The 21,720-nt window shown below is 40.6% G+C and carries 7 protein-coding genes; 6 read left to right on the forward strand and 1 reads right to left on the reverse strand.

The features are described 5' to 3' along the window. Nucleotides 1-437 precede the first annotated feature (437 nt). The 3 genes from ABDV71_RS17130 (at nucleotide 438) to ABDV71_RS17140 (ending at nucleotide 6,066) form a co-directional block, all read left to right on the forward strand. Nucleotides 438-2,279 carry a carbon starvation protein A gene (locus ABDV71_RS17130; protein ID WP_343534730.1) on the forward strand — a complete coding sequence of 614 codons (1,842 nt, stop codon included), beginning with the start codon at nucleotides 438-440 and terminating at the stop codon, nucleotides 2,277-2,279. A gap of 146 nt (nucleotides 2,280-2,425) precedes the next feature. Continuing rightward, nucleotides 2,426-2,800, forward strand: a complete 375-nt coding sequence (locus ABDV71_RS17135) for a response regulator (protein ID WP_343534732.1) — start codon at nucleotides 2,426-2,428, stop codon at nucleotides 2,798-2,800. Between the two features lie 53 nt (nucleotides 2,801-2,853). Then, nucleotides 2,854-6,066 (forward strand): PAS domain S-box protein, encoded by a 3,213-nt coding sequence (locus ABDV71_RS17140; RefSeq protein ID WP_343534734.1) that lies wholly within the window; start codon nucleotides 2,854-2,856, stop codon nucleotides 6,064-6,066. A 7-nt stretch (nucleotides 6,067-6,073) separates the two neighbouring features. Here the strand turns inward: ABDV71_RS17140 and ABDV71_RS17145 are convergent, their stop codons facing one another. Then, nucleotides 6,074-8,617 (reverse strand): hypothetical protein, encoded by a 2,544-nt coding sequence (locus tag ABDV71_RS17145; protein ID WP_343534735.1) that lies wholly within the window; start codon nucleotides 8,615-8,617, stop codon nucleotides 6,074-6,076. Between the two features lie 295 nt (nucleotides 8,618-8,912). Between ABDV71_RS17145 and ABDV71_RS17150 the strand changes: the two genes are divergently transcribed. From ABDV71_RS17150 to ABDV71_RS17160, 3 genes are read left to right on the forward strand one after another with little or no spacing between them, the layout of a single operon-like run. Continuing rightward, on the forward strand, nucleotides 8,913-18,476 hold the full coding sequence (locus tag ABDV71_RS17150; protein WP_343534737.1) for a putative Ig domain-containing protein: 9,564 nt from the start codon (nucleotides 8,913-8,915) through the stop codon (nucleotides 18,474-18,476). Nucleotides 18,477-18,519: 43 nt separating this feature from the next. After that, entirely contained in the window at nucleotides 18,520-19,515 is a 996-nt protein-coding gene (locus ABDV71_RS17155; protein WP_343534739.1) for a PorP/SprF family type IX secretion system membrane protein, read from the forward strand. Between the two features lie 11 nt (nucleotides 19,516-19,526). Continuing rightward, nucleotides 19,527-21,542: an OmpA family protein gene (locus ABDV71_RS17160; protein ID WP_343534741.1), complete on the forward strand. Its 2,016-nt coding sequence runs from the start codon at nucleotides 19,527-19,529 to the stop codon at nucleotides 21,540-21,542. The last annotated feature ends 178 nt before the right edge of the window (nucleotides 21,543-21,720 follow it).

Here is a 21,720-nt window from a genome sequence, read left to right on the forward strand (position 1 = left end):
TTTGCAAGTTTCATAATAGTAGTCATTATAGATAAGATAAATTGACTAGTAGATAGAAGGTTTAAGAAGAATTTCAAAATTCAGCAATCATAAGAATTATGTATTTATAATGAAGGATTTCTAAGCTATCTGCTCCGATTAGCTAATGTTTTACCACTCCTTTTCGAAAATTTATAGGTTTAACCTAGATTTACTCCAAGAAGGTCTAGTGCAAGCCAATATCCCTATGTTGTTTAATGTTTGTGTATGTAATTTCTTTTAATACAGTCGATTGTTGTTTATTAAAAATAAATTTTATTTATTATCTTTAATAAATTAATAAAATTTAATTTCTATTTCGATTGGAATGATTATCTTCGTTATCGGCTAATGTAGCCAAGAAAATTTAGCAGAATGACCCGCTGCTTTTTAAAATCAAATCAAAATAAAACACATTTATGGAATTTTTGAATGGCGTTAACGCGCTTACCTTGGTTTTTGTTGCGCTGTTGGTCTTTGCTATTGCCTATCGTTTCTATGGTATTTTCATGGCCAACAAAGTGTTAAAGCTAAATGCCAATCATGTTACCCCTGCTATTGAGTTTGCCGATGGCAAAGATTATGTAGCCACCAATAAGAATGTACTTTTTGGACATCACTTTGCCGCCATTGCAGCGGCAGGGCCATTGGTAGGGCCAGTGTTGGCAGCCCAATTTGGCTATTTGCCCGGTACCTTATGGATATTAATAGGCTGTGTGCTGGGCGGTGGGGTACATGATATGGTGGTTTTATTTGCTTCAGTACGCCATAAGGGACAAAGTTTGGCTACCATTGCCAGCAAGGAAATAGGAAAAGGTACGGGCGTAATTGCCGGCTTTGCCATTCTGTTCATTCTCATTTTAACGCTAGCAGGACTGTCCTTGGCCTGTATCAGTGCTATGCATGAAGCCTCGTGGTCGTTGTTTACCGTCATTGCTACCATGCCCATTGCGGTAATTATGGGACTGATCATGCGCTATCGCAAAAATAGTGTCACGCTAGCCAGCATTATTGGCGGGGTATTGTTAATCGCCAGTATCATTGGCGGACATAACTTAATGCAGGTCAAAGAAATTAGCGATATATTTCACTGGAATATCAAAACCATTTCCATATCTATCACTGTTTATGGATTTTTAGCGTCGGTACTACCTGTATGGTTATTATTGGTACCAAGAGATTATCTGTCAACCTATCTGAAAATAGGAACCATTTTAATGTTGGCGGTTGGGGTAATCTTTGTTCATCCAACTTTGCAAATGCCAGCCATTACCGATTTTGTAAAAGGCGGAGGCCCTATCATTGGTGGTCCGGTATTGCCTTTTATTTTTATTGTCATTGCCTGTGGTGCTATCTCGGGTTTCCACGCCGTAATTGCTACAGGTACTACACCAAAAATGTTGAACAATGAAAAGGAAATCCTTTTTGTAGGCTATGGTGCCATGTTGGTGGAAGGTTTTGTGGCCTTAATGGCCTTAATTGTGGCTTGTACCTTGGTGCCGGGCGACTATTTTGCCATCAATACACCAAAGGAACTTTATGATTCGTTTATTGCACAAAATCCAAGCCTGCACCCTGTAGATTTGGCTCATTTCAGTGAAAAAATTGGTGTTGACCTATATGGACGTACCGGCGGAGCAGTATCTCTGGCCGTAGGCATGGCCCATATCTTTAACAAGATTCCATTTATGGATGATGTAATGGCCTACTGGTACAATTTTGCCATCATGTTTGAAGCGGTATTTATCCTTACCGCCATTGATGCGGGAACTAGGGTAGGCCGTTTCTTCCTACAGGAAATGCTGGGAAGTGTTATTCCTAAGTTTAACGACAAAAACTGGATGCCGGGCATCATCATCAGTAGTTTGATCTTCACTTTCTCTTGGGGCTACTTGGTTTACACCGGAAACGTAAGCAGTATTTGGCCATTATTTGGAATCAGTAATCAATTATTGGCCGCCTGTGGTTTGATTGTTTGTACTACCATGTTGATCAGAATGAACCGTAAAAAATATGCACTCTGTTCAGCCATTCCTGGTGTCTTTATGGCCGTAATTACGTTTTGGGCAGGTTATGAGCAAGTGGTAAATGTCTACCTTCCAAAGCAACAGTACCTATTGGCCTCACTTGCTGCTTTGGCAATGGTATTAATGCTTATTGTGTTTGTAAATACCTTTAGAAGATGGAGCAGGTTATTAAAAATGGAAGGTGAACACATAGATCATTATGGTGATACCGTTAAGGAATTAGTAGAAAGGTAAAACGCATGATAAGTATAACGAGTTGCAACTTGTTACGGTAGCTTGCTATGATTTGATATGCCTTCAAATTTCTCTAGAAAAAAATCAAAATATCTGCAATTTTATATTTTAAAATCGCTTTATTTGGTTAATCTAAATGAGGTGATATGGAAAGATATTCGAAACTTGTAGCAGTTTTTGATGATGACCAAGACTTATTGAATATTTTTCGTTTTCTTTTTGAAGATGAAGGTTTTAATGTCCAAACGTTTCAAGAATGCGATCATGTAGTGGAAAAGGTAAGGGCAATTTCTCCAGATTTAATACTAATGGATAATTGGATACCGAGTACAGGAGGCGAAGTTGCGGTTCAACAGCTAAAAAGCCAACCCGATTTAAAGGACATCCCTGTTATTTATGTGTCGGCAAATAATGATATCAAGGAAATAGCCGCAAGGGCAGGTGCCGATCGTTTTTTGCCCAAACCCTTTGAATTTGATGATTTATTGGCGTTGGCAAATGAACTGCTTGAGGTAAAATAATTTTTTTAATTCTAACATTAGCTTTTTATTATTGTTATCCTAAAAAAATGCCTATGTCAATTTCGCCTCCATATGCTGCTGAACTTGCTTTTCTCCAGGGAGGTGGTATTACAGCTAGCTTTATTTTGGCCAACGATTGGAGCCATTCTACACTAGGGCATCCTAATAGTTGGCCGGAACCTTTAAAACAGTCACTAGCCTTGATTTTGGTCAATGGTAGTCCAGCATTTCTTTGTTGGGGAAACACGCATTTGTTCTTTTGTAATGATGCCTTTAAAAGCACTACAGGTGCTGTCGACATTCCGCTCATAGGAGAATCTTGTTCATTAAAATGGCCGAGTTTAAAAGCCGATTTTGAATCTGTTCTTCGAGGAGAAAACATCTATTTGAAACAGCTCAACGCCAATTTAAGCCCAATTAGGGACCTTGCGGGAAATGTAGGGGGCATTTTAGGAATTTGCGATTACCAATACCAACTGCCTAGTGTAAAAGCAGATTTATCTTCAGCACATTTATTGCATCAAATAGTAGCTAGTGCGCCTTTTCCTATAGGTGTTTATGTAGGAAGAGAGATGAGGATTGTACAGGCTAATCGAGCCATTATCGAAGTTTGGGGCAAGGGAGCTGACGTGGTTGGCAAAACCTATAGAGAAGTATTGCCCGAGCTCGAAGAGCAATTCATTTATTCACAGTTAGATGCAGTGTTCAATACCGGGAAGGCCTTCCATGCTCGCAATCAAAGGGTAGATCTTACCATACATGGCAAACCCACTACCTTTTATTTCAACTATAGTTTTACGCCCCTATTTGATGAGATGGGGAACGTTTATGGCATTATGAATACGGCTGCTGACGTTACTGATTTGATCATAGCTAAGCAACAAGTGGAATTTAGTGAGAAAAACTTTAAAAACATGATTTTACAGGCCCCTGTAGCCATGTGTTTATTGTTGGGGCCTTTGTTTAAAGTAGCGTCGGCCAATGCAGCCATGTTACATATTTGGGATAAAACTGAGGCTGAAGTGATAGGGGTGCCAGTTTTTGAAGTGCTTCCAGAAGTTAGGGAGCCAGATTTGGAAGAAGCTATTACAAACGTTTATCTCACCGGAGAGCCTTACTATGCTGTAGAGCGCCCCCTAAAAATAGAACGTAACGGCAACTCCGAAAACATATACCAAAACTTTGTATGCCAACCTTACCGTGGAGGTGATGGAGAGATACTTGGAATTTTGGCTATTTCGGTAGATGTTACTGCGCAGGTAACTGCCCGTAGAGATTTGGAAAGAGCATATAAGCAGGTAAGTTTGGCGAAGGAGGCGGCAGAATTGGGCACCTTTGATATGGATTTGACTACCGGAACCCTAGAATGGGATGCCCGTTGTAGACAATTGTTTGGTATAAAAGATGACAGACCTATAGACTATGAAAAAGATTTTGTACAGGGTTTGCATATGGAAGATAGGGGAAGGGTATTGGCCGCTATAGACGAGGTTATTGCCAAAAACGACGGAAATAACGAATACGATATAATTTATAGAACCCTAGGTGCTGATGATGAGAAACTGAGATGGATCAGGGCAAAAGGCAAAGTATATCATGATGAACAAAATAAAGGTTCCCGTTTTATAGGGTCGGTATTGGATGTTACCGAGCAGAAATATTCAGAACTAAGATCGCGTATCGTATTCGAAAAACAAGCAAGGCTAGCGGCAATTGTCGATTCTTCTGATGATATAATCATTAGCAAACAACTAGATGGCACTATTATCAGCTGGAATGCTTCTGCAGAGCGCATGTTTGGCTATACTTCCGATGAAGCCATAGGACAGAACATCTCCCTAATTATTCCAAAAGATAGGTTATCAGAAGAAGCTTTTATTATTTCCCAGATAAAGAAAGGCGATAAGGTTGATCACTTTGATACGGTAAGAAAAGCTAAAGATGGGAGCGAAGTGTTTTTATCCATTACCGTATCGCCCATTGTTGATGAGAAGGGGAATGTAGTTGGTGCCTCTAAAATAGCAAGGGATATTCGCGCCCAAGTGGAAGTTAAAGAAATCAGTAGACGCTATACACAACGTTTGGAAGTGTTGAACATGATCAGTGAAACCATTTCGGAAGAACTAGATCTTAATAGTATTTTACAGAAAGTAACGGATGCCACCACCCAATTAACTGGGGCTAAATTTGGAGCATTCTTTTATAATAAAACTGATGAGCATGGCAACTCTTTAATGCTATATACGCTTTCTGGTGCATCTAAGGAATCTTTTGAGAAATTTGGTATGCCGAGAGATACCCCTATTTTTCATCCTACCTTTTCGGGAGAGGGAGTGGTGCGGCTTGACGATGTGACCAAAGATGCCCGTTATGGCAAAAACTATCCTCATAAAGGTATGCCTAGTGGGCATTTGCCTGTGGTAAGTTATCTGGCTGTTCCTGTAATTTCACGATCGGGGAGGGTTATTGGCGGTTTGTTTTTTGGACATCCGGAGGCAAAGGTATTTACGGCCGAACACGAAAGTCTGGTGATTGCTATTGCTGCGCAAGCAGCTATTGGCATTGATAATGCCATGTTATATGAAAAGGTACGTGAGCTTAATGATAAAAAAGATGAATTTATTGGTTTAGCTAGCCATGAATTGAAAACACCATTGGCCAGCATTAATGGCTATCTTCAAATTCTCAACCGTTTGGTGAAGGATTTAAATGCGCAGAAATTTTTGGGGAAAGCCTCTACACAGGTGCGGAAATTAACCTCGTTGGTAAATGATTTGCTGGATGTGTCAAAAATAGAAGCAGGAAAACTGAAGCTTACCATCGCTAGTTTCGATTTGAGGGAAATTGTTGAAGAAGCGATAGAGCTGATCATCAATTCAACGGAATCATATGAGATTATCTTGGTAGAAGCGCCTGATACCTGTATCATTAACGGTGATAGCCAACGTATTGAACAAGTAGTTGTTAACCTACTTGGAAATGCCATTAAGTATTCGCCGGGAGCCAATAAAGTTGAAATTAAAATAATACAGCAGGTAGACGAAGTACTTGTGGCGGTAATAGACAATGGCTTGGGTATTGCCGAAGATAAGATAAAGAATTTGTTCTCTCGTTTTTATAGAATAGAAGAAGCAAGTCCAAACATTTCTGGACTGGGCATTGGTCTATATCTTTCGCATGAGATCATTTCGCGCCATCAAGGTCATATTTGGGTCGAAAGCCAATTAGGAAAAGGCAGCACGTTTTGGTTTTCACTGCCTTTATAGATTTTTCCTATTTAATTTTGTGAAAAATGGCAGCATCTACCTTTTTCTGGTCAATTAGGCTTAGCTTTTGGTGCATATACTCATTCTTTTTTTCATAGTTGTCCATATCCTCATAAATACTGATCAAAAGGTTGTACATCAGCGTTTGATGTAGGGCCAAATTGTTGCGTTTAAAAGTTTCTAAACATTTTTCGGCACAAATAATGGCCGTGTTGTAATCTTGGCTGTTCCTGCCCTCGTAAGCTTTTGAAGCCAGGTACATTGTTTGGATATATGGCGTAGAATTTCCAATGGAATGAATATGGAATATTTTAACACTGATTTTTTCAGTCAAGCCCTTTTGTTCATTTTCTAATTGCGACAAAGCCCTTACAAATGCCATCATACTAAACAAGTAGGCCGAAGCGATACTGTCAGAATACATCATTTTCGGGAAATAGCAAATCATCGCATTTAGTAATCGCATGGCTTCGCTGCGCTCTCCAACAAAACTGTTGTGCAATCTTAACAGAATAAAAGAAAGTATTTCCTTAAAGTTGGGAAGTGTTTGCGAATTGGAACCTGATATTTTATTACCTTGTTTAAAAGCTTCTATTTCTACAAGCAAAGCATCATTTTTATAAGGTTCGCCAGCTAAAGCACCATGAATACTCTTTAAAATCTCTAATGGATTAATAACAAATCCTTCTCCCTTAAACGATAAGCTTTGTATTGTCCTGATTCGTTGTTTGAGCTGTTCTTTGTCAAAGCCAAAACAATCGTAGATAGATAGGATTACTTGGTATATATAGGAGTACTTGTCGTTACGGGAAATACTGAGCAGCGAAGAAATAGCATCCTTGTAACAGGAGTCTGCAAAATCAAAATGGATGATATTTTCCATCATCATCATATGCAGTTCTTCTTCTTCCAAATAGGCAGTGAGTAGAGGCTGTTTATGTTGTCTGTAGTTTAAATTTTCTGCAATAAAATAAATAAGATAAGTCTTTTCGTAGTTGCTAAGCTGTAGCTTTAATAAGCTGTTTAAAGCATTAAATTCTCCTTTGATGATCAATAGCCTGGCTGACCATTGTAAAATTTGAAACTTTGTAGTATTGCCCGCATATTTTTCCTGAACATTTTCAAAAAACGAGGCATTCATTTGGTTATGGGCAGCGTTCAACAGTTCTACAAAAAGGAAATATTCAAAAACATGTGGATGCACAAATCTCACCAGGTCTGTTACAAACCCATCTTCCTCTTGTTTCTCTTCCATTAATATGCCCTCGGCAAGAAGCTCCATGTAAGCATTTTTAAATTTGGAAAGATCGGCAATCAACATTGATTTTGGAACTGCTTGTTGGCCCCTTCCATAATCACTTACCTGAATAAGTTTTTTGCAGAATAATACCTTTTCTGTAGCATAAGAAGCATTGTATATTTTCTCATGAATAAACCTATCAACAATTTCAAAAGAAAGGATGTTGGTAAAGAAATCAAAATTTGGAAATTCTTCTTTAAGTAAGTAATACCATTGGATATAAAAGGGATATTTAAGCTTGGCTTTAAACGAAGGGTCTATTTCCTTGGAACGATTAGGGTCTATCTTTTTTAAAATCTCTTCTACTTCTTCATTGGCCAAGGGAGGGATGTTTGATTGATGTTTTAAACTGAAATAAGTTCCTGTAAACCACTTTTTCTTGATGAAGGACATGTTCTTGATCTGGTCGTAAAATCTGCTCCACAGCGTTGAACGCATTCCGAAGGCAATTTTAATAAAGCTTTCATCTTCAATGACGGAAATGAGATTGATTAATTTGTCGAATATAATGGGCTTGGAAACTTTATTAGTAACTAAGTCCGAAAATCCATCGATAACAATTACCAGTTTACTGCCCAATTTTTCATGCTTGTCCTTAAAGTAGTCGATTAAGCTAGTGCGTGTGTTTAGTCCAATTTTAGCCTTAATTCTATTTTCAACATTAGAATATTCATTTTGGTCATCAAAAATGTCTCTGGCATTGATAAACAGAATAGTGTCTTTATGATATTTTGCATCCTGTTCTAAAAACAGACTTTGAACAAGATGGCTTAATAAAATACTTTTTCCATAACCAGCTTGAGATACGAAGGCTGTGAAACTGTACGTGCTATCATAGAAATATTCAAAATCTAAGCGAGCAAAAAACCTAGGGGAGGTATAGTGGTAGGGGACTGTGCTTCTACTTTTGATGGCTTTAAGTGTACTAAGGCTTATATCTGCAGCATTTGCCTGAATACTGGAAAACCTTTCATTGATACTTGTTTGGTGCAATAACTCTCGCTCCATCAATGTGTAATTGCCATTTTTTTCAATGTATTCTAACAGCGCGTTGATGGTATACTTAGAGAACTTATTTTTGACCTCTGCAAAGCCAAATAGCCGTTTTAACGTGGTTTCGCTAATGTTTTTCTGAGTTTCCTTTTGTATTGACGATGAAATTGAACGACAATCGGATGGGCTGATCGTTTTTATGCCAGTTTTTAATAATATTAGTCGCCTGATTTTATCTAAGATGATGGTTTGAGGCATGAGAGAGCTTTATTTTTATGATATTCACTAAAATAATAAAAAAACAAGTCAGATTTCTTTTTAATAGAAAAAATTGAACAAACATTCCTATAAGTGCTATTATTTCTGTTCTCATTGTCTTTCTGAAACAGGCTATAACATTTATAAATAGGCAGTGTTTTACTTTTTTTAAAAAGGAACAAAATGAACAAGGATAAACGCTACTTGAACGGTAGATGAATAAAATGAACAGCCAAAAACGGGAGTTACATAATTAATATTGTTTCGAATTAACAATATCAAACTCCCCAGGCTTATGGAAGTAACCTCTACTCAGTCAGCAAGAAGGGCTCAATGGTTGGTCTTTTTTTTGCACTTCTACCTAATAACGCTCTTATCCAGTTCTTCGTATGCTCAAACAAAGATTTTTGCGAATCAGGCAACGATTGTCTCTAACCAAGTTGATGGCAAGGACAATGCCACCCGAGACGATAATGACTTTGCGTCGGTAAAATCTTATGGTGGGCTATTGCTAGGAGGCGGTGCCTATAGTGGCGAATTGAAGCTAACTTTCCCCCAAAATGTACCCGCTAACCGAACCACATTTATTCGAATTGGCTATGATCAAACGCTGCTCAATGCATTGTTGGGAGGTAATTTAGGTTCTGGCCTAGCAACTGTTTTGGGTAATGTGGTACTAGGCAACCACTATTTCTCGGTAGGTGCCAGAGATGCAAATGGCGACCTTGTGGCTACAGGATCTAGTAATGGCTCTTTTGCTACCACCAATATTAAGTTGGTGCGAGATGCCCAGGGCAATTATTACTTGGCCGTGACCCCAACTGCTGAATATCGAAGTGTATTCATTAAAGATGTAACCTCTGCGGTTTTATTGGGCACCACTAATGACATTAAGGTTTACAATGCATTTTACGTTTCGGGAACGGGTAATTGCGAAGCACCTTTTGCTACCGACTACGAAGGTACGGGGGCAACGCTGAGTTTGCTTGGTTTAGGCGGGGCAGGGGTAACCAATATTCAAAATGCAATAGACGGAAATCCGGCTACCTCTTCCAATATCAGCTTAGGACTAATTGCAGCGGCTGGTACCATTAGTCAAAACATCTATTTCAGTTCACCATCAAGGGTTGGCGACGAGCTTAATATCAGGTTAAGCGTGTCACAGGCACTTGCCAATGTAGGTTTGTTGGGAAACATTACGGTGGAAGCCTATAATGGCAATAACCTTGTTTATACCCGAACAGGTGTAGCAGGCCTGCTTAACCTAGATCTGCTGGGCTTATTAAACAGTGGACAGCCGGTAACCATTCCTTTTTCACCCAATGTATCTTTCGATAGGGTTAAGGTTACCCTGTCGGCAGTATTAAATGTTTCATTAACGCAATCCCTAAATATTCATGAAGTAACACGTTCGGCACCAAGGCCAACTTTCACTGCGCCTCTGTCCAACAGCGTGAATATTTGTTATAATACTACAGCAGCTTTAGGTGCTACCACGGCTGCTACCAACGAATTGGTTTGGTACGAAGCTTATGAAGGTGGTACAGCAGTAGCTACTACGGCTTACAATGGTACTTTTACCACGCCACAGTTAACCGCAAATAAAACTTATTACGTTGCTGCCAGACAAATTGGTTGCGCTGCAGAGTCAGTAAGGGTTCCGGTAACGATAACCGTAAATCCTCAAATTACATTTGCGGTCACCACATTTGCCAATGCTACGGTGGGTACAGCTTACACCAAACAGCTTACCGCTGCTACGGGAGGTACGCCAAACTACACTTATGCGATAGCAGCTGGAAGTACGCTCCCTCCAGGTTTAACATTAAGCTCCGCGGGTTTATTAGGTGGTGTGCCCACACAAGCAGGAACTTATGCTTTTTCAATTACGGTAACCGATAGTAAAGGTTGTAGCGTAACCACTGCTCAAAATCTATTGGTAACTGGCACTTTAACCCTTACTACCGCTAATTTACCTGATGGTACGGTGAGCGTGGGTTATCCAACACAAATCATTCCGCCTGCTACAGGAGGTAGTACGCCATATACCTATGCGGCTGTTAATTTGCCTCCGGGACTAAGTTTTAACCCAACCACGAGAGAAATTACAGGTACTCCAACAGTAGCCGGACCATATGTAGTTACCATAAATGTTAGCGACGCTGATGGTAATAGTGCCAGCATGAACTATACCATTAACATTAAGAATGCACTTGTTTTGCCTAATGCATCTTTGGCAGATGGTACGGTTGGTATAGCTTATCCAACACAATTGATACCTGCGGCAACTGGAGGCACGCCAGGCTATACTTATGCGGCAACCAACCTTCCGGCCGGCTTAAGCTTCAATCCCACAACTCGAGAAATTACAGGTACACCTACTACTACTGGAACTTTTACGGTGAATGTACAGGTTACCGATGCAGCAAACGTAACAGCAAGTAATAGCTACACCATTAAAGTGGTTGCGCCATTAACTATTGCCAACAAAACATTGGCCGATGGAACGGTGGGTGTAGTTTATGCTACCGAAACCTTGCCAGCTGCAACTGGAGGTGTAGGACCGTATACCTATGTAGCTACCAATGTTCCAGCAGGATTGTCTTTTAATCCAACGACTAGGGAGTTAACTGGAACCCCAACTGGAGCGGGTAATTTTAGCATTACCTTAAGGGTAACAGATTCGGAAGGAAGGCAGGCGACCAATACTTATGCGTTAAAGGTAAATGGAGCTTTAACCTTGGCTACGGCAACTTTGCCTGATGGTACGGTGGGTACGGCATATCCAGTACAAACCTTGCCAGCGGTAAGTGGAGGTACTGGGCCATATGTATATGAGGCCTTAAACTTGCCTGCTGGATTAAGTTTTAACACAACTACTAGACAGCTATCGGGCACCCCAACTACAGGTGGTACTTATACTTTTGCTGTTAAGGTAACCGATGCGGCTTCCAATACCGTAACTACAAATTACCAGATCAAGGTTAATGTAAGCGCACCAGTGGTAGCGGCGGCTACAGTTTGTAGCGGCTCAACGGCCACACTAACGGTAACCAATACCCAAGCAGGTGTGACCTATAACTGGTATGGTGCAAGTGGCAGTACACCATTGGCAACTAACAATAATGGTAGTTTTACTACAGGTAACATTACTGCAAATACAATTTTTTATGTAGAAGCTGTTTCAGGTACAGCAGTTAGTGCTCGTACTGCGGTTAACGTAACGGCAAATCCTGCACCTAATCCTGCGGTTGTTCTTACCAATAACCAAACAGTTAATGCTAACCAAAGCGCTACAGTGAAAGCATCGGTCGATGCCGGTAATACCATTAATTGGTATTCACAACCTACTGGCGGTACAATTTTGGGTTCAGGTGAAGAATTTACCACACCTAATTTAGCCGTAACGACTACTTATTATGCCGAAGCGGTAAGTGCTCAAGGATGCGCCAGTGCGGTAAGAACTCCTGTAGTGGTAACCGTAATTACCGGAGGCGTTGGTGCAGACTGTAATGCTGCAAATGCCCAAGTGAGTGGTACTACTGGACTATTGTGTGTGCTTTGTAATGTGGCCAGTCCAGGTGCTTCGGTAGATGCGGACAAAAATAACTTCACCCGTATTACCTTATCTGTTGGGGTAGGTGCTACCGGTTTTCAACGATTGATTTTCCCTACTACAGGAATAGCTACCGATAGCATCCGTTTAGATTTGGCAACTCCTACAGGTTTGTTGGATTTATCGGTATTGGGTGGAATTACTGTAAACGTTATGAAAAATAATGCTGTAGTGAGAACACTTCAGCTAAACTCCTCGTTAGTTTATTTACAACTATTAGGAGGGAATAGATTTGAGGCTACATTTGCGGCAGGAGCTGAATTTGATAGAGTAGAGGTTCGTTTTCAAGCAGTTGTTGCCGCTCTTAGTAGCCTCGATATTTACGGTGCACAAATTGTGTATCCTAATCCAACAATTACTGGAAATGGTCAAACCATTTGCTATAATAATAGTGCCACCATTAGTGCAGTAGCAAACGGTAATACACAAATTGCCTGGTTTGCCAATGCAACTGGTGGAACTGCTTTTGCTACTACCCCTTCATATACTACCCCAAACCTTACTGCTTCAACTACTTACTATATTGAGGTTTCAAGGAATGGATGTGCAAATGGGGAACGCATACCGGTTGTTGTAAATGTAGTACCACTACTTAATGTACCTACTTTTGCTGCACCATCTATTACGGCTTGTGAAGGTTCTCCGGTTACCTTGGCGGTAGAAAATCCAAATCCGGCAATTACCTATAGATGGTATGAAACATCTACAGGTGGAACAGTGATTTACACAGGTGCCACTTTTACACTTTCAAGCGTAAGTGCAACTAAAACCTATTATGTAGAAGCAACACAACAAGGATGTACCAGCTCGGGCAGAGGATCTGTTCAGGTAATTGTTAATCCTCGTCCAATATTGCCTCAAGTACAAGCTTCAGTTTCTACCATTAATGCTGGTCAAACTGCAGTACTTACTGCAAGCTCAACCGAGACTGATGTAACCTTTAACTGGTTTACATCGCCTACGGCAGCAACTCCTATTCATACAGGAGCAACTTTTGTAACCCCACCACTAAATGCAACGACCTCTTATTATGTAGAAGCCAGATCAAATGCAACTGGCTGCGTTTCACCGTCAAGGGTAATGATCACCATTACCGTTAACAACGGCACCCCAACCCCAACCCCGTGTATTTCTCCAATTGCTGAAGAAAATGGGGGGAGCGGTGTGGCACTGCTTGCTGGAGTATCAAACCCAGGTTTGGCAGTGGACAACGACACACAAACTGGCTCAACCTTATCATTGCCGGTAGGAGCTTTGGGTGCATATGTTTACCAACGTTTAACATTTGCTAGCGAAAGTATCGTTGGTGATACGGTTAGGGTGTTGATCAGCTCGCCGGGCCGTCTACTTTCATTGAACCTGTTAGGTTCAGTACAACTATCTACCTTGAAAAACGGGACTTCAAACAATGACCTCATCAATCTAAATAATTCGCTCATTAATTTAGAACTTTTAAGTGGCGGCTCTCAAGCGTTACTAACCTTTGTTCCAACACAAGTTTTCAATCAAGTTGAGGTACGCCTCAATGGAGGTGTTGTTGGTGCATTGAATTCAATAAATGTGAACTATGCCCAACATGTGGTATCTGTTCCAACCGTAACCAGTGCAAACGTTGAGGCTTGTAGTGGTCAAACGGTGCAATTGAGTGTTCAGGATAAGGGTTTAACTTACAAATGGTATAACGAAGCCGGAGTTTACCAAGCAAGTGGCGCAACTTTTACTACTCCAGTTATCAATGCTGCTACCAAGTTTTATGTAACAGCATCTTCGGCTACAGGTTGTGAAAGCTTAAGATCTGTTGTCAATGTAACTTTGACACCAATACCTCCAGATCCTGAATTGTTAGCTAATAACGTAACTACCTGTTTAAATGGTAGTGTTGTACTACAAGTAAAAAATCCAGTTGCTGGCCTTACCTACAAATGGTACGATAGCTCTAACAATCACCTTGCTGATGGACCTACCTACACCGTAAACAATGTGACTGGATTAACTACCTACACCGTAAGGGCCCAAAACAGTTGCGGAACATTATCGGCTGCAAGTGGCGTACAGGTACAAGCAGGTACTCTAGATGCCCCAATTGTGAATACGCCTAATGTAACCATCAGAGCTAATTCTAAAGCGTTATTGTCCGCAACTTCTAGTACACCTAATGCCGTGATTAATTGGTATGCTTCAGATAATACCACCTTACTTCAAGCTAATAGTCCTTCTTATTTAACCCCTGCATTGGCTGTAGGTACTTATACTTACTATGTAGAAGCAGAAGTATTATTAGGTTGTAAATCAGCTAAAATACCAGTAACGGTTACTGTAATTGCTGATGGTAATACTCCAGTACCATGTACATCGGCAACCATTGATGTAGATGCTGGTGTATTAGGAGTAGCTTTGCTTGCAGATGTGTTTAACAGAGGGCTTGCCGTTGATAATAATGCAGAAAGTGCTTCTTCATTGGTAATGCCAGTGGGTGCATTAGGAGCCTATGTTTATCAAAGGGTTGGTTTTAGCTCGGTATCTAATGTTGGTGATACGGTAAGAGTTCGTATCACTTCACCAGGCAAATTATTGTCACTAGCGGTATTGCCATCAATCAGCGTTTTAACCTACAATGGTAGCACTAGCAACAATGATGCAATAGCGGCCAACAATCCTTTAATCAATTTAGAATTATTAAGTGATGGCAGTGCAGCTACTTTAAGCTTTGTGCCAACACAACCATTCACTGCGGTAGAGCTTCGCCTAAACTCTGGCGTGGTAAGTGCCTTTACTTCGGTAGATCTTAATTATGTTCAAAGAGTAGGGGTGGCACCACAGGTTGATGCGGCTACTGCAAATGCCTGCGAAGGTAGCTCAGCAGTGTTGAGCGTCAAAAATCCAGTTGCAGGTACGATTTACAGATGGTATTTAGGTACTACTTATCTAGCTGATGGAAATACTTATACTACACCAACAACTTTAGCTGCCGGTACCTATACTTATTATGTTAGGGCATCGGTAAATGGTTGCGAAAGTGCAGCTACTTCGGTTCAGGTAACAATATTACCAACACCTGCACCACCAACACCACTAGCTGGTAATCCAACTGCGGTATGTTTTGGTACTGCTGCAACTTTGGGTGTAAACCAAGTTGCTGGAGTAACCTATAACTGGTATGCCAATGGAATAGCCGTAGCCTTAAATAGCGCTACCTACACTACTCCAGCAAATTTACCGGTAGGAACCCATACTTTCCTAGTAGAAGCGGTTAATGCCAATTCTTGTGCAAATGGAAACCGTACTTCAATTTCTATCACTGTTGGCGAAAGAGCATTAGCTTCAGATATTCAAGTGTCAGGCAACCCTAACGTATGTGCTTCTACTACGGCAACATTAACAGCTACGGGCACTACGGTAACTAATCCTGTATTCAAATGGTACTCTAATGCGGCCTTAACGGTATTGGAGCATACAGGAGCAACATTTACTACTCCACAGCTTACCGCTAGTACTACTTATTATGTAACAGTAACAGGTGACAATAAATGCGAGAACGGAGTTTTAGATGCTAAACAAGTTACCATCAATATCAATCCGCCAGCTACAGGTTCTGATTTAATGGTATCTCCATCAACAGAACTTTGTGGAACAGGAAGTGTAACACTTACGGCTAGCAGTGCTACGGTGACTAACCCAATATTTACTTGGTATAGCGATGCTAACTTGACCACTTCCGTATTTGTTGGAGCAAGCTATAGCCCTAACTTAACATCAACCCAAACTTTTTATGTAACCGTAAAAGGTGATAACAGATGTGAAAGCCCAGTATCGCAGGCAAAAAGTGTTACTGTAATTGTGAAACCAATTGCAACAGCAGCTGATGTTACAGTAAACGGAAATACTACGGTTTGTATCAATAGCGGTACTTCGCTTACAGCAACAAGTGCAACAGTAACCAACCCAATATTTACTTGGTATGATAATGCCACCTTAACTAATGTGGTGTTTATTGGAAACACTTTGGTAACAGGTAATTTAACTGTCGACAAAACTTACTATGTAACCGTAAAAGGTGATAATAGATGTGAGAATCAAGCAGGCGACGTACTTTCGGTAACAGTAACCGTAAACTCAAGGGCAACCGGTACTGATTTAACGGTGTCTCCAAGCGCAGAGCGTTGCGGTCCTGGAAGTGTAACCTTAACGGCAAGTACGACTACCATTACCAACCCGGTATTTACCTGGTATAGTGATGCTACGTTAACCACAGTGGCTGGTACTGGTGCAAGTTTTACTACACCAATTTTGGCGGCAAGCCAAATGTATTATGTAACCGTAAGAGGTGATAATAAATGTGAAAGCCTGCCAGCAAATGCCAAAACTGTAAGCGTAGTGGTTAAACCATATGCTACAGCAGCAGATCTATCGGTTTCGCCATCTACAGAAATATGTGGTTCAGGTAGTGTAACACTTACCGCCAGCAGTAGCACAGTAACCAATCCAATATTTACTTGGTATGAAAATGCAACGCTTACCGTTGTTGCCCACATCGGTGCAACATTTAATACACCTCAGCTAAGTGCTACCAAAACTTATTATGTAACCGTAAAAGGCGATAATAGGTGTGAAAGTCCTGCTGCTGACGCACGTGTCGTAACCGTAGTGGTTAAACCAAGAGCAGCAGCATCTGATGTTACACTTGCTGGAAACACTAATATTTGTATAAATGGTACTACCACACTTACTGCAACCAGTACCACGGTGACCAATCCGGTATTTACTTGGTATGAAAATGCGGCGCTTACCACGGTGGCTCATATTGGACCAACCTTGATTACGCCACAACTAAGTGCGAACAAAACCTATTATGTAACTGTAAAAGGAGATAATAGATGTGAAAATGACGCTTCAAGCGTGGCAAGCATTACTGTTGTGGTTACTGCTGCACCTTTAGCACCAGTGGTAGATGCTGCGGGAACAAGCATTTGTAATAATAGCACTACAACACTTACAGTAACCAGCCCTCAAGCAGGAGTAATTTATGAGTGGTACAATAGCCAAGTAGCAGGTACATTGTTATGGACTGGAACTACTTACACCACCGGTACATTAAATGCAACTACAGACTACTACGTACAAGCGGTAGGAACTGTTGGATGTACCAATGCATCGGCAAGAGTAAAAGTCACTGTAACAGTAACCAACAGGCCAATTACACCGACTGTGGTTTCTGCCAATGTAACCACTTGTGGTGGAACGGCAACCTTATCGGTAAGTAGTCCGGTAGCTGGGGTTACCTACACCTGGTACACTTTACCAGCGGGCGGTACGTCGGTGGGCACAGGTGCAACATTTACTACACCAACTTTACTTGCAAATGCCATTTATTATGTAGAGGCAAGTGTAGGTAGTTGTACTTCTCCTGGCAGGGCTCAGGTGAATGTCCAAGTAGGTTCGGCACCAAACCCACCAGCAAATGTTACTGCCGCTAGCGGCCAAATCTGCGCAGGTGCAACTACTATATTAACGGTAAATAATCCTGATGCTGCAGTGACCTACAGATGGTATACTACGCCTACTGGTGGTACTTCACTATATGAAGGTATCAGCTATACCACTTCAGCTTTAGCAACCACTACTACTTTCTATGTAGAGGCGGTTAGCATTGCAGGAGGATGCGTAAGTGGTGCCAGAACATCGGTAATAGTAAATGTATTGCCAATATTAGCAACACCTGTAGTAACCGTTGGAACCATCACCACCAACAGCATCCAATTTAATTGGAACGCAATAGCTGGTGCCACTGGTTACGAAATATCAATAGACGGAGGAAACACATGGACAGCCGTAATCACAAATAGTTATACGGTAAATGGCTTAACTCAAGGACAAACCGTAAGCATTATTGTAAGAGCTAAGGCAGGGTCTGCTTGTCAAACCAGTGCCAACTCAAATGCGGTAACGGCTACCACCAATGATCCGTTTAAAGATGAGCTTTATATCCCTAATACTTTTACCCCTAACAACGACGGTAAGAACGATTACTTCTTGGCTTACGGAAACCATGTAGGCAAATTTAGGATGCGTGTTTACAACCAATGGGGTGAATTTGTTTTCGAATCTCAAAACATATTGCAGGGATGGGATGGTACCTATAGGGGAAGGGCTCAGCCAACAGGTGTATATGTCTACTATGTAGATGTAACCTTCAACAGCGGAGTAAGCAAAACCTTTAAAGGAACAATCACACTGCTAAGATAAGCGCCCTATTAAACAACATGGTTTTATTTAAACAATGGCACCAATGAAAATGAAAAAACTAATAGTTGCAGTAATAGGCATGTTAGCGGTTATTGCAAATAATGTATATGCACAGATAGATCCACATTTTTCTCAATATTATGCAAACCCACTATGGTTAAACCCGGCATTAACGGGGGTAACCAATGGAGCATATCGAGCAAATATTAATGCTAAACAGCAGTGGAGCAATTTAAATGATGGATATTTAACTGTAGGGGCGTCGTTTGATGCCGCCCCTACCAAGAACCTTGCTCTTGGTGGTATGGTAATTAACCAAAGGGCCGGATCCGTAAACTATAATCAGTTAAATGCATTGGCCTCGGCTTCATACCGCATACGTTTTGGTCAGGCTGGCGATAAGATTATCAACTTCGGGTTACAGGCGGGGATCATTAACAAAAGTATTGACGTTTCTCGTATTACCTTAGGTAGCCAGTACAACCCAACGGTAGGTTATGATGGTGGACTGGGGTTTAATGAAAATTTCGAAGCACAGAACTTTACTGCGCCAGATATCAATACCGGAGTAGTGTTTTTTGATGCTGCTGATTATAAGCGAATCAATGTTTTTGCGGGCTTATCAGTTTCGCACCTCAATAGACCAAAAGATAAGTTTATTGGAGGCAATGCAAAAATACCCATGAGGTATACCGCCCATGGTGGGGCTAGGATAAGAGTCAATAATGTGTTTGATATTACTCCAAATGCACTATTTCTCAAACAGGGAAATGCAGATCAAGTAGCCATTGGAGCTTATGCGCAAATGATGCTAAATACTGAGACAGATTTGCTGTTTGGTTCAAATTACAGAGTAGATGATGCCGCAATTGCTTTCCTGGGCTTCCATATTAAGAGCATGGTTTTTGGGGTAAGTTATGATTTTAATACCTCGGCACTAAATAGGGCAACTGGCAGCAAAGGGGGGCTGGAGCTTTCCATCTCATTCAGTAGTAGAAAAGGTATTGTAGGCCCCAATTTCTTTTGTCCTCGACTTTAAAAAATTAAGCTATGAAATTTCTGAAAATATTAACAGTTCTGATGTGCTTGGCTAGTGTAACCAATGCGCAGATGGGTACAAGTACCAAACGTATTGCCGATGTTTATTTCCTAAACAAAGAATATTATGCTGCGGCAGAGTATTATAAAAGAATGCTTCAAATATCGCCAGATAGTGCCGGTTTTGTAGTTCCCTTTGGATTTGACCAAAAAATAAAGGAAACTAGTCCTAGAAAAGATGACTATGAATATGCGGTTTATCAGTTGGCCAGTTCATTAAGATTGTACAAAAACTTCAAGGACGCTGAAAAATGGTATGCTGTTTCCAATAAATTTACCAATCCAAAATATGCACAAAGCGAGTTTTGGTATGGTGAGTGTTTAAGAGCTAACCTAAAATATGAAGAGGCTATCCAGGCCTTTGAAAATTTTATTTCCCGCTATAAGGGTAACGATGATTACGTTTCCAAAGCAAAGCTGGAAATTGCTTCGTCCAAATATGCATTGGCGGAAATGAAGTACCCAAGGTTGCTAAGGGTAACCAGGCTAATGAATAACATTAACCAAGCAGGCTCAAATTATGCTCCAACTATCAGCAACAATTCTGAATTTATTTTCACTTCATCACGTCCTATCGGTAGCGAAGGTAAAAGCCAGGTGTTGGAAGGAAGTAATTCGAAAGTGAAAGTGCTTAAAAAAGAAACACCTTATGTAAATACAATCTATGCCGTGGATAATAATCCAGCTAGCCAAAAAGTAAATGTACAGAAAGTTAATATCGACCTTAAAAAGATGGAAACCGCTGCGGCTACTTTTCATCCAAATGGCCAAATGATGTTTTTAACCGCTTGGTCAGCTAATAAGGAAAATGATAAACGCAATATTTATATCAGCAAAAAAGAAGGCGATACCTGGAGTTCTCCAGTGTCAATGAGTGGCGAAATCAATATAAATGGCTACAATTCTATTCAGCCTTCTGTAAGCAGAGATGGAAAATATTTGATATTTTCTTCAGACAGACCAGGTGGATATGGAGGTTATGATTTGTGGTATGCTCTTTTGAGACCAGATGGAACAGTTGGAAATGCCATTAACATGGGCAAAAAAATTAATACCAGCGAAGACGAGCAGGCCGCTTATTATACACCGGCAACCAAAACGTTACTATACAGCAGTAACGGCAAAGTTGGTTTGGGAGGTTATGATTTTTACGAAGCTGTGGGAGATTTTATAGACTGGACTGAACCTGTTAACCTAGGCTATCCGTTTAACTCGGCCAAAGATGATATCTATTTTACGGCCTTGGATGAAAAAGGTAGAGAAGGCTACATTAGTTCGGATAGAGAATCGGTATGTTGTTTGGAGGTATTTCATGTGGTACGCGAATATTTGAATGTACAGGGTACCATTATTGATTGTGTAACTCAAAAACCACTTGCTGGTGCTGTAGTTACCATCGTGGGAAATGAAATACCTGAGCAGGTTTCGCAAACCGACAATAATGGTAATTATCACTTTCAGGTAGGAAGCAATAGAGACCTGAAAATTAATGTGATGAGAGAAAAGTACTTCGCAAAAAATATCAGCTATAATTATGCGCAGTTGGTACAGGTTGATACCTTGCTAAGTTCAACCCTTTGTTTGGAGCCAATGGTGATTAATAAGCCAATAGTACTCGAAAATATTTTCTATGAATTTGATAGTTCGGAACTTACCGAGCAATCAAAATCGACCTTGGATACTCTTTATCAAATTATGGTAGACAATCCGAATATCGAAATTGAACTAAGTGCACACACCGATAATATTGGTACCGAGCCGTACAATTTGAGCTTATCAGATAGAAGGGCAAAATCATGTGTAGATTATTTGGAAAGCAAAGGTATTGCAGCGGATCGCATGACTTCGAAAGGTTATGGATTCAGCAAACCTGTGGCACCAAATAAACTGGCCGATGGGAAAGATAATCCGGAAGGTAGAGCCTTGAATCGAAGAACCGAATTTAAGGTCACACGGCAGAAAAATTAAAGTTGGTTAAATAGATTATAATTAAGGAGCGGTAAACATTCTGTTTATCGCTCTTTTTTTGATGTAAGTTTTATTGACGTAAACATTCTATACTAGTCTTACGAAGTTTTTTGAAACTTCGTAAGACTTTGGCCAACAATATGGTTCATACAAAGCAAGACTACTGCCAACTAAACCC

The organism is Pedobacter sp. (assembly GCF_039594775.1).
Taxonomy (GTDB): domain Bacteria; phylum Bacteroidota; class Bacteroidia; order Sphingobacteriales; family Sphingobacteriaceae; genus Pedobacter.